Annotated in this window: 6 protein-coding genes and 1 pseudogene; 4 read left to right on the top strand and 3 right to left on the bottom strand. The window is 66.4% G+C overall.

Annotated features, from left to right (window positions below):
• Positions 1-71: 71 nt before the first annotated feature.
• Positions 72-638 (bottom strand): cysteine hydrolase family protein, encoded by a 567-nt coding sequence (locus ABCR88_RS29255; RefSeq protein ID WP_350403765.1) that lies wholly within the window; start codon positions 636-638, stop codon positions 72-74.
• Between the two features lie 102 nt (positions 639-740).
• Here ABCR88_RS29255 and ABCR88_RS29250 point away from each other — a divergent pair, with 102 nt between their 5' ends.
• The gene (locus ABCR88_RS29250) at positions 741-1,739 is read left to right on the top strand and encodes a GlxA family transcriptional regulator (protein ID WP_350403764.1); all 999 of its coding nucleotides are present in this window, start codon (positions 741-743) and stop codon (positions 1,737-1,739) included.
• A 15-nt stretch (positions 1,740-1,754) separates the two neighbouring features.
• Here the strand turns inward: ABCR88_RS29250 and ABCR88_RS29245 are convergent.
• Positions 1,755-2,330, bottom strand: a pseudogene (locus tag ABCR88_RS29245) (MFS transporter); the annotation flags it as partial.
• A gap of 213 nt (positions 2,331-2,543) precedes the next feature.
• Between ABCR88_RS29245 and ABCR88_RS29240 the strand changes: the two are divergent.
• A complete protein-coding gene (locus ABCR88_RS29240) occupies positions 2,544-4,649 on the top strand; it encodes a mechanosensitive ion channel family protein (RefSeq protein ID WP_350403763.1) in 2,106 nt (701 codons plus the stop codon).
• Positions 4,650-4,862: 213 nt separating this feature from the next.
• Here ABCR88_RS29240 and ABCR88_RS29235 read toward each other — a convergent pair whose 3' ends face one another.
• Positions 4,863-9,149 carry a DEAD/DEAH box helicase gene (locus tag ABCR88_RS29235; protein WP_350023284.1) on the bottom strand — a complete coding sequence of 1,429 codons (4,287 nt, stop codon included), beginning with the start codon at positions 9,147-9,149 and terminating at the stop codon, positions 4,863-4,865.
• A 190-nt stretch (positions 9,150-9,339) separates the two neighbouring features.
• On the opposite strand from ABCR88_RS29235, the gene ABCR88_RS29230 reads away from it, so the two are divergent.
• Positions 9,340-10,224 carry a sugar nucleotide-binding protein gene (locus tag ABCR88_RS29230; RefSeq protein WP_036995925.1) on the top strand — a complete coding sequence of 295 codons (885 nt, stop codon included), beginning with the start codon at positions 9,340-9,342 and terminating at the stop codon, positions 10,222-10,224.
• Complete coding sequence (locus tag ABCR88_RS29225; RefSeq protein ID WP_350403762.1) at positions 10,217-11,146, top strand: NAD-dependent epimerase/dehydratase family protein; 930 nt, start codon at positions 10,217-10,219, stop codon at positions 11,144-11,146. Before ABCR88_RS29230 ends, ABCR88_RS29225 begins: the two co-directional genes overlap by 8 nt.
• Positions 11,147-11,179: the final 33 nt, after the last annotated feature.

The following is an 11,179-nucleotide window of genomic DNA, read 5'->3' as shown; positions in this document are numbered from 1 at the left end:
GGCGAACTTAATCCGGGAAATGCCTGGTGCCATGAAGTTGCGGTGAGCCACGGCTCACCGCTTGCGGGTAATCAAGCCGCGGGGGCCTGCCCGGCCGCCAGAAACTGCTCGGTGGACAGCACGCTGGCATAGGCGAACGCCAGTGCCGCCATCACCGCACTTTGTACCTGGGCGGCGGGCACGCGCTGGCCAGCGAACTCCAGGTCGAGAGTGGCACAGGCGTCATGGATCACCTTGACCGGGTAGCCCAGGTCGGCAGCGGCCCGGGCAGTGCCTTCCACACACATGTGGCTCATGTTGCCGACGATCACCAGTTCCTCGATGCCCTGCCGCGTGAGCAGCGATTGCAGCTCGGTGTCGCGGAACGCGTTGACGAAATGCTTGAGCACCACCGGCTCATCGGCGTGGTTCTGTACCTTGGGATGCAACTGCGCACCTGGGGAACCGGGAGTGAAGAAGGGAGCGTCGTCGGAGGTGAATTCGTGGCGGATGTGCACCACAGGTTCAGCGTTCTGGCGAAATGCCTGGATCAGCCGGGCGGCGTTGTCCGCTGCAGCGTCGACGTCGATCAGGGGCCACTTGCCGTCGGCGAAGTAGTCATTCTGGATATCGATTACGATGAGTGCCTGTCTGGCCATGGGTAATACCTGCGAGTGAGTGATTGACGTGGGAGCCAGTATCGCCACCGGTCGTTCCTTCGAGGATTGGCCGCACCGACATTAACCGGGGGAAAACTGACAGTGGGTATTCAAGGCACGCACGCCGAATTGGGGGTACTGCTCTATCCCGGTGTGCAGATGGCGGCGGTACATGGCCTGAGCGACTTGTTCGAGGTGGCCAACCGGATTGCCGGCGAACAGCCGCAGGCGCAGTTGCCGCGGTTGCGCGTCAGCCACTGGCAGGCCAGCGGCGAACTGCCTCCGGTGCGGGTCCACGACAGCCTGGCCGAAGCCCCCGGGGCCTTGCTGGCGGTATTGATTCCGCCTTCGCTGGCGGGCTTCTCAAGCCATCAGTCATCTGCCGCCCTGATGGACTGGCTACGCCAGCAACACGCCGCCGGAGCCACCCTGGGCGGGGTCTGTGTGGGCTCGATCCTGCTGGCCGAAAGCGGCCTGCTCGATGGCCGCAGCGCCACCACTCACTGGACCTCGGCCCAGGCCTTCGCCGAGCGTTACCCACAGGTGCGCCTGGAAGCGGACAAACCCATTGTCGATGACGGCGACCTGATCACCAGCGCCGGGCTGATGGCCTGGGCCGAGCTTGGTCTGCGCCTGGTGAACCGCTTGCTGGGGCCGAGCATCGCCAGTGCCACGGCGCGCTTTCTGGTGATGGAACACAGTGCCAGCGCGAGCGAGTGCGGGAGCAATTTCGCGCCGATCCTCAGCCACGGCGACGGGGCGATTCTCAAGCTCCAGCACTGGTTGCAGGCCAATGGCGCGGTGGATGTTTCGCTGCCGGTGATGGCGCAACAGGCGGGGCTTGAGCCGCGCACCTTGCTGCGGCGCTTCCGGGCGGCCACCGGCCTCAAGCCGACCCAGTACTGTCAACACCTGCGGGTGGGCAAGGCCCGGGAACTGCTGGAGTTCACCAACGGCAGCATTGATCACATCGCCTGGACCGTGGGTTATCAGGACCCTGCCACCTTTCGCAGCCTGTTCCGGAAAATCACCGGGCTGGCGCCCAGTGAATATCGCAATCGCTTCGGTGCCACCTCAACGGCTGCAAGCCGGGTACCGTAACCCGGCTGCGGGTTGTTGCAGCAGCGACGCCGGCGGGCGGTGGGTAATGTTCTTCGGCACGAACAGCAGGCTGCCGATAAAGGCGATCACCCCCAGGGCGGACACTGCGAGGAAGGTTTCGCGCCAGCCCAGATGCTGGCCGATAAAGGTGCCCAGGGGTACGCCGGTGACCAGGGCCACGGTGAGCCCGGTGAACATGATGGCGATCGCGCTGGCGGCTTTTTCCTTGGGCACCAGGCTGGTGGCGATGGTCGAGCCGATGGAGAAGAACACCCCGTGGGCCAGGCCCGTGACAATCCGTGCCAGCACCAGGGATTCATACCCGGGTGCCTTCCAGGCCAGCAGGTTGCCAACGGTGAACAGCACCATTAGCGACAGCAGCAACAGCTTGCGCGGCACCTTGCCGCTGAGGGCGGTGAGCACCGGGGCGCCAATCGCCACGCCCAGAGCGTAGAGGCTGACCAGCAGCCCGGCGGACGGCAGGCTGACCCCGAGGTCGGTACCTATGGTGGGTAGCAGGCCAACGATAACGAACTCGGTCGTGCCGATGGCGAATGCGCTGAGGGTCAGCGCGAGCAGGGCAATGGGCATCACTGCAACTCCGGTGAAAGTGGGATTGGCGCGCAGTGTCCGGGTTTGACTCGTGCGGAAAAATAGCCCTATCGGCACAAGATATTTGCCTGTGGGTCAAGGATCCCGGAGCCCGTCGTTCACCGGCGCGCCGGCCCCGGGGGCAACTGAAGCGAACTTGCCAGGCGTTTGCTGATCAGTTCCTTACAGACCCTGCTGAAGGAGCCCTGCGTTGTGTTGAATTTCAAGACCGCGATCTTGCTCGGGATGCTGCTCGTTCTGGGCAGCAGCGAGCTCTGCGCCGCCACTGCCGCAACAGCTCCGGCGGCGGCCCCGGCCAAGCCGGAACTGCTGGTGGAAGGGGGCCTGCTGGGCGCCATCAGTTCGAGCATCGACGATGTCCAGGACAAGCTCGACCTCAATGAAAACCTGATCGACGCCTGGCGCCTGCGGGCCGACCGCGCGGCGGACGAAGTGGGGCGCCTGGTGAACCAACCCTCGGACCGTTCGGGCTGGAGCGTGGCCGGGGATTTCCTCACCTTGTCCGGCACCTGGCTGGGCAGCTTCGCCCTGCTCACGGTGCTGGCCGGGCTGCTGGTACGGCGGCTGAGCCAGCGGCCCTGGCTGCAGGCCCGGCCCCGAGGCCAGGGCCTGTTGGAATACATGCTGCCTTACACCTTGCCGGCCTTGGTCTGCCTGCCGCTGACGCTTTACGTCAGCCATTCCCTGAACGGTTCGGTGGGGCGGGCGCTGGCCCTGTGCCTGGCCTATGCCACCAGCAGCGGCATCGTCTCGACCTCGGTGCTGTTGTGCCTGATCGTGATGTTCAACGTCGGGCACAAGCGGCCCGCGGTGCGGATCATCCGTGGCTACTGCCCGAAACCGCTGTTTCTGATCGGTTTCCTTGCGGCCCTCAGCGATGCCCTGACCAGCCCGCAGATCGCCCGCCAGTTGGGGGGTAATATCACCAGCAGCGTGGCGGTGTTCACCGGCCTGCTGGCCTCGCTGATCTTCGCGGTGCTGGTGATCCGCCTGCGCCGGCCGGTGGCGCACCTGATCCGCAACCGCTCCCTGGCCCAGCGTCTGAAACAGCCGGCGTTGCAGGAGTCGCTGCGGATCTTTTCCGGGCTCTGGTACTGGCCGATCCTGCTGATGGTGCTGGTCTCGGCGGTGAGCCTGATCGGTGCCGGCGAGGACAGCCAGCAGGCCCTGCGCTGCGCCTTGCTGACCACCGTGCTGCTGATCGCCACGGTGTTTCTCAGCACCGTGCTGCAGCACCTGTTCAAGTCCGGTAGCGCCCAGACGATTCAGCGCAGCAGCGCCTACAAGGAGCGTTTCCTGAGCCTGTTGCACGCCCTGCTACGGATCGTCATGGCCATCGCCTTCATCGAGATCCTCGGGCGCATCTGGGGGATCTCGCTGTTCGAGTTCGCCCAGCGCAATACCGTGGGCCGGGCCATCAGCGACTCCCTAAGCAGCATCGGCCTGATCTTCCTGGTGACCTGGCTGCTGTGGGTGGTGCTCGACACGGCGATCCAGGAGGCCCTCAAGCCACCGGCCAACAAGCGTTCGGCGCGCCAGCCCAGTACCCGGGTCAAGACCATCCTGCCGCTGCTGCGCAATGCGATCAAAATCATCCTGGTGGTGATCTGCGCGATCACCACCATGGCCAACCTGGGGATCAACGTCGCGCCGCTGCTGGCCGGTGCCGGGGTGGTGGGCCTGGCCATCGGCTTCGGTTCCCAGCAACTGGTGCAGGACGTGATCACTGGCCTGTTCATCATCATCGAAGACACCCTGTCCATTGGTGACTGGGTGGTGCTCGACTCCGGCCATGCCGGCACCGTCGAGGGCCTGACCATCCGCACCCTGCGCCTGCGCGACGGCAAGGGTTTCGTGCATTCGGTGCCGTTCGGCCAGATCAAGGCGGTCACCAACCAGTCGCGGCAGTTCGCCTATGCCTTCTTCTCGGTGCAGTTCACCTACGACTCCGACGTCGACAAGGCCATCGAACTGATCCGCGAAGCCGGGCGTTCCATCAGCGAGGACAGCTTCCTGCGCTACAACCTGCAAGGCGGCCTGGACGTGTTCGGGGTGGACAAGATGGACCTCAACGGCGTGGTGCTGACGGCCCAGTTCCGCACGGTGTCCGGCGGCCAGTACGCGGTGAGCCGGGCCTTCAACCAGCGTCTGAAAAAGCTTGTGGATAACTGCCCCTGGGTGCATTTCGCCCAGACTTATCCACAGTCGGTGGTGTTGCCGGCGCGGCGGGTGCATGAAGACGAACCGGAGCAGGACGACTCGGCGCTGCTGCTCCCCGAATCCCCCCGCCCGCAATGATTGCGCAACGACGGCCAGCGTAAGGGCCGCTGGATGTGGCGCAGGGCTCACGGGCCCTTTCGCCGGCAAGCCGGCTCCTACGAGGGTGGGCGTGGATTGTCTGGAAGGGTGCCTGCTGCCTGGGTAGGAGCTGGCTTGCCAGCGAAGAGGCCGCTGGATGTGGCGCAGGACTCACGGGCCCTTTCGCCGGCAGCCGGCTCCTTCGGGGGGAGGTCAGTGCCGGATGAGCTTGTTGCGCAGGGCCTGAGCGGCCTGGGGTTCCAGCTCCAGCCACAGGTGCTGGGTGCCGCCGATGTCGGCGGCCGCCGGCAGGCCGTCGCGGAACACCAGGCGGTTGCCGCTCAGGGCCGGGACCTTGGGCCCGGGCAGCAGGGTCCCGGCAAGGTTCAGCGGGTCGACGCCGCACACCGCGATCAGGCTGCCGTCATGGGGCCGGCGGCGCACTTCGCGCAGTAGCGGGATGGCTTCCGGCAGGGCGAACTGCTCGCCGGCCAGGCCGCTGACGAAGCGCCCGCCGCGAATTTCTCCGCGGGCTTCCAGGCGATGGAAGGTACGCAGCAAATCGCGCCAGTTGGGCAGCCAGTCGGCCTCGCGCTCCAGCAGGCGCCAGAACACCACGCCATAGCGGCGTAGCAGGGTCATGGCCACGTGCTCCAGGGTGGCGGCGCTATCCTCGCTGGCGGCGCGGCGCAACAAAGCCCAGCGCCCCGCGTCGTCCATTCCTCCGACGAAGGCGCCGCGACCCCGTCGGCTGCTGCGGTTCTGGCGCTTGCTGGCCGGGGTGATCAGGGCCCGCAGCCCGGCGAAGCTGTCGGCATTCACCCATCCGGCGCCCACCAGTTCCTGCAGCACGGTTTCCAGTTCGCTGCGCAGCAGGTGGGCTTCTTGCAGCAGTTCATCGAAAAACAGTGCGCCCAGCTGGCTCAGTACGGCGTGAACCTTCTGGGCCTTGGGTGACAGGTCACTGCTGTCGATGGGGCAAGTCAGGGCGTTCCAGAGCGCCACGCGGGCCCGGGGCAGCAACACGATGGGGGTGCTGCGCAGGGCGCTGCCGGCGATCTTGCCGCTGCTGTTGATCCGGCTCCAGACCACCTTGCCGCTGCGGCACAGGTCATCCAGCCAACTGGCGGAGTAATCCTTCAGGCGCGCCGGCAGCAGGTCGCTGTCCCAGGCCGAGGCCGCTGCGGGGTAGCCTTCGAACTGCGCGACCACCTCGGCCAGCATGGCGCTGCCCTGGCCCTGGGTACCCGGCGACAGGTGCTGCCAGTCGAACAGAAAGCGCATGAAATCCTGCAAGGCCACCGGTTCGATTTCCCGGCGCAGGCGCTTCACCGTGTAGCGGTGGATCCGCGCCAGCAGGTGACGTTCGCACCATTGTTCTTCATCGCCGCCAGGGCTGAAGCGCCCCCGCAGCACATAACCTTCGCTCTCCAGCTGGATCAGCGCCTGGTGGATGCTGGAAGCGGGCAGGCCCAGGGGCGCGGCGATCTGCGCCAGGGTCAGGGGAGCGAAGCCGCTGAGGCGGGCGCGAATCAGCTCCACCAGGGCCGGCTGTGTCTCCCAGGCCTGGTCGAAACCGGGGACCGGTTGCAGCGCGGGTTGCAAGGCGGCCTGAGGGTACAGCGCCCGCAGACAGCAGATGCGTTCCAGGGCCAGCCACAAGCCGCCGCCCGGGCCGGCCTGCAAGCGGCAGGCGCGGCCCTGGCTGGAAAGGGCTTGCAGCCACTCGGGCCAGTGGAGGTTGGCCTGCGCCTCGGCTTCGCTGATACAGGCCAGGCTCATCAGCGCTTCGTGCATTTCATCGGCACTGGCCGGGGCTGGCCAGGCTTCGGCGGCTACCGCGGCAATCGCTTCGGCATCCAGGGCGCCCAGGTCGTCGGTGGCTTGCGGGTCGCTCCAGCGCCGGGCCAGCACTGCCTGGGTACGGCGTTCCTCCAGGGGGGCGTCATCGAGAAAGGTGTAGGGCTTGGCGCTGAGGATTTCCGCCGCCAGGGGCGAGGGCGCCGGTAGTTCGCGGCTGAGCAGGCGCACCTGGCCCTGTTCCATGCGCCGCAGCAGGTTCAACCAGCCTTCGCTGTCCATGGCTTCGTGCAGGCAGTCGTCGAGGGTCTGCTCCACCAGCGGATGGTCGGGAATCTCGCGCTCGCCCGCCAGGTTTTCCAGGCAGGCGATCTGGTCGGGGAACACGCTGGCGATCAGGTCTTCGCTTTTCATCCGCTGGATTTGCGGCGGCACTTTGCGCCCGCCGCTGTAGCGCGGCAGGGCCAGCGCCACCCCGGCGTTCCAGCGCCAGCGCACGCCGAACAGCGGTGCGTCCAGCAGCGCCTGGACCAGGATGTGTTCGGCGCTGTTGCTGTGCAGGTAACGCCAGACCTCGTCCAGGGCGAAGCTGTGGCTGGTGGACAGGGAAAGGACGATCGCGTCCTCGCTGGCGGCGGCCTGCAATTCGAAATTGAAGGTGCGGCAGAAGCGCTTGCGCAGGGCCAGGCCCCAGGCGCGGTTGATGCGGCTGCCAAAGGGGCTGTGGATCACCAGTTGGGTGCCGCCGGACTCGTCGAAGAAGCGCTCCATGATCAGCGTGTCCTGGGACGGTAGCGCGCCCAGGGCCAGGCGCGCCGGTGCCAGGTAATCCACCAGTTGCTCGGCGCTGGCCAGGTTCAGGCCCAGTTCGTGGTGCAACCAGTGGATGGCCGCTTGCAACTGGCCGGGCGTGGCGCCGAGCAACTCGTCGAGTTGGGCCAGCAGGCGCGCCACGGCACTGGAGAGTTCGGCGCTGCGCCCGGGGGCTTCGCCGAGCCAGAAGGGAATGTTCGGCGGCTGGCCCTGGGCATCCTCGACCCGCACCTTGCCGGTTTCCACCCGCAGGATGCGGTAGGAGGTGTTGCCCAGCTGGAACACGTCGCCGGCAATGCTTTCCACGGCGAAGTCTTCGTTGACGCTGCCAATGTTCAGCCCCTGGGGCTCCAGCAGTACGCTGTAGTCGGCGTTGTCGGGGATGGTCCCGCCGCTGGTCAGTGCGGTCAGTTGGGCGCCTCGGCGCCCGCGCAGGGCGCGGGCCAGGGCGTCGCGGTGCAGGTAGGCGCTGCGCAGGCCCTGGCGCCCATTGAAGCCCTCGGCGAGCATCTGCAACAGCGCCTGGTAGTGGGCCTGATCCAGGTCGGCGTAGGGCGCGGCCTGGCGCAGCATGTCCAGCAGCGCGGCTTCCGACCACTCCTGGCAGCTGACTTCAGCGACGATCTGCTGGGCCAGCACATCCAGGGGGGCATGGGGAATCAGTAGAGTGTCCAGTTCGCCCCGGCGCACGCAGTCGAGCAGGGCGGCGCATTCGATCAGGTCGTCGCGGGTCAGGGCGAACAACCGGCCCTTGGGCGTGCCGCCCACCTGGTGACCGGAGCGGCCGACCCGCTGCAGAAAGGCCGAGATCGAGCGCGGCGAGCCGATCTGGCACACCAGGTCGACATCACCGATATCGATCCCCAGCTCCAGGGAAGCGGTAGCGATCAGCACTTGCAGGTCGCCGGCCTTGAGTCGCTGCTCGGCTTCCAGGCGCTGCTCCTTGGCCAGGCTGCCGTGGTGCGCGGTCACCGCCTGCTTGCCCAGGCGCTCGCTGAGGTGGCGGGCCAGGCGCTCGGCCAGGCGCCGGGTGTTGACGAATATCAGCGTGGTGCGGTGTTCCCTGGCCAGGTTGGCGAGGCGCTCGTACACCAGCTCCCAGACGTCATTGGCCATGACCGCCGACAGCGGCACCGGCGGCACTTCGATGTCCAGGTCCCGGGGCCGGGCGTGGCCGATATCGACGATTTCGCAAGGGCGGCCGTGGCCCACCAGAAAGCGCGACACGGCTTCGATGGGCTTCTGCGTGGCGGACAGGCCGATGCGCAGCAAGGGTTCGGCGCACAAGGCCTGCAAGCGTTCCAGGCTCAGGGCCAGGTGGCTGCCGCGCTTGCTGCCGGCCAGGGCGTGGATTTCGTCGACGATCACGCTGCGGGTGCTGGCCAGCATCCTGCGGCCGGAATCCGAGCCCAGCAGCACGTAGAGGGATTCCGGGGTGGTGACGAGGATCTGCGGCGCGCTCTTGCGCATGGCGTTGCGGTCTTTCTGCGGGGTATCGCCGGTGCGCACCGCGGTGCTGATGGACAGTTCCGGCAGGCCCATGCGGCGCAATTGCTCGGTGATGCCCGCCAGTGGCTGCTGCAGGTTGATCTGAATGTCATTGCTCAAGGCCTTGAGTGGCGACACATACACCACCAGGGTGGCGTCTGGCAGCTGGCCACCGCCGGCCAGCCCCTGGCGCACCAGGTCATCGATCACCGCGAGAAAGGCGGTCAGGGTCTTGCCGGAGCCGGTGGGCGCGGCGATCAGGGTCGAGCGGCGCTGGGCGATCAGCGGCCAGGCGCGGGCCTGGGCCGGGGTCACCGCGGCAAAGGTATGCTTGAACCAGGCGCTGACAGCGGGGTGGAAGCCGTCCAGCACCGGATTCACGGATTGGGCAAGGTTCATGGATGGATTTATGCGGCCGCACCCGGCAACTTGCAAGCACCGTTGATTCCATGGGGGCTTCGACACTTTCTGAGTGACGCTTGCGCCACAAACCCGCAAAATGCAACGATTCCGGCAATTATCGACGGCCAGCCCCACGAGACTGGCCGACTCCAACCATCGTTCTGAACAGACTGGGCCTGCTGACTCTATGCGAATGCGCCTTATGTTACTGGGCGGCGGAAATGCCCTTGGGCAGGCGCTGATTCGCCTGGGTGCGGAGGAAGACATCGGTTTCCTCGCCCCCCGTCCGCCGCAAGACGGCTGGGATGCCGCGAGCCTTACGCAACTGCTCGACGACACCCGCCCGGATGCCTTGATCAACCTGGCTTACTACTTCGACTGGTTTCAGGCGGAGAGCGTGAGCGAGGCGCGCTTGAGCGGCCAGGAACGGGCGGTCGAGCGCCTGGCAGAGCTTTGCCAGCATCACAACATCATCCTCCTGCAACCTTCAAGCTACCGGGTGTTCGACGGCTCCCGGGCGACTGCCTACAGCGAAAAGGACGAGCCGGTGCCCCTGGGCCTGCGCGGCCAGGCTCTGTGGCGGATCGAGCAAAGCGTTCGCGCCACCTGCCCGCAGCACGTGCTGCTGCGTTTCGGCTGGCTGCTGGACGACAGCCCGGACGGTATTCTCGGGCGTTTCCTGGCCCGGGCCGAATCCCCGGACGAACTGTTGATGGCCGACGACCGGCGGGGTAATCCGACCCCGGTGGACGATGCCGCGCGGGTGATCATCTCGGTGCTCAAGCAGCTCGATTGCGCCGCGCCGCTTTGGGGCACTTACCACTACGCCGGCCAGGAAGCCACCACGCCCCTGGCCTTGGGGCAGGCGGTGCTGACCGAAGCCCGGCAATTGCACCCGCTGGCCATCGAGGCGCCGACCGCCCAGGCCCACGCCGCCAGCGCCGATGCCGCCGAGGAACCGCAGCACGCAGTACTGGCCTGCAAGAAAATCCTTCATACCTTCGGGATCAAGCCGCGCGCCTGGCGTGCCGCGCTCCCGGCTTTACTGGATAGGTTTTATCGTCATGGCTGAAGGCCTCGTATTGATTACCGGCGGTGCCGGTTTCATTGGCTCGCACCTGGCCGATGCCCTGCTCGCCAAGGGCTACGCGGTTCGGGTGCTGGACGACTTGTCCACCGGCAAACCGAGCAACCTGCCGCTGGCTGATCCGCGGGTCGAGCTGATCGAGGGCAATGTGGCCGATGCGTCGCTGGTCAGCCAGGCCATGCAAGGCTGCTGCGCTGTGGCGCATCTGGCAGCGGTGGCTTCGGTGCAGGCCTCGGTGGACGACCCGGTACAGACTCACCAGAGCAATTTCATCGGTACCCTGAATGTCTGTGAGGCCATGCGCCAGTGCGGCGTCAAGCGGGTGTTGTTCGCCTCTAGCGCGGCGGTTTATGGCAACAACGGCGAAGGCGAGTCCATCGACGAGGACACGGCCAAGGCGCCGTTGACCCCTTATGCGTCCGACAAGCTGGCCAGCGAGCATTATTTTGATTTCTATCGGCGCCAGCATGGCCTGGAACCGGCGATCTTTCGCTTCTTCAACATCTTCGGCCCGCGCCAGGATCCCTCTTCGCCCTATTCCGGGGTGATCAGCATCTTCAGCGAACGGGCCCAGCAAGGCTTGCCGATCACCGTGTTCGGCGATGGCGAGCAGACCCGGGATTTCGTCTACGTCGGCGATCTGGTTCAGGTGCTGGTGCAGGCCATCGAGGCGCCGCAGCTGGAAGTGGGGGCGGTCAACGTTGGCTTGAATCAGGCCACGACCCTTAAGCAGATGCTTGCGGCCCTGGCCGAGGTGGTGGGTGCCTTGCCACCCATCAGCTACGGCCCGGCTCGGGCGGGCGATATCCGCCATTCACGGGCTGGCAACCAGCGCCTGCTGCAGCGCTTCAAGTTCCCCGAGCCGACCCCGATGAGCGTCGGCCTCGCCCGCCTGATGGGGCGCTGAGGGAAAACACGCACATGAAAAAGGCGCCTTGCA

The sequence above is a fragment of the Pseudomonas sp. W17 genome (genome assembly GCF_040268305.1).
Lineage (GTDB): Bacteria > Pseudomonadota > Gammaproteobacteria > Pseudomonadales > Pseudomonadaceae > Aquipseudomonas > Aquipseudomonas protegens.
Note: the sequence above shows the minus strand (reverse complement) of the source record. Positions and strands in the feature narration are given on the sequence as shown.

Coding starts and splice junctions, on each gene's coding strand:
- ABCR88_RS29255 (WP_350403765.1), bottom strand. CDS start 638: ATGGCCAGACAGGCACTCATCGTAATCGATATCCAGAATGACTACTTC.
- ABCR88_RS29235 (WP_350023284.1), bottom strand. CDS start 9,149: ATGAACCTTGCCCAATCCGTGAATCCGGTGCTGGACGGCTTCCACCCC.
- ABCR88_RS29230 (WP_036995925.1), top strand. CDS start 9,340: ATGCGAATGCGCCTTATGTTACTGGGCGGCGGAAATGCCCTTGGGCAG.
- ABCR88_RS29225 (WP_350403762.1), top strand. CDS start 10,217: ATGGCTGAAGGCCTCGTATTGATTACCGGCGGTGCCGGTTTCATTGGC.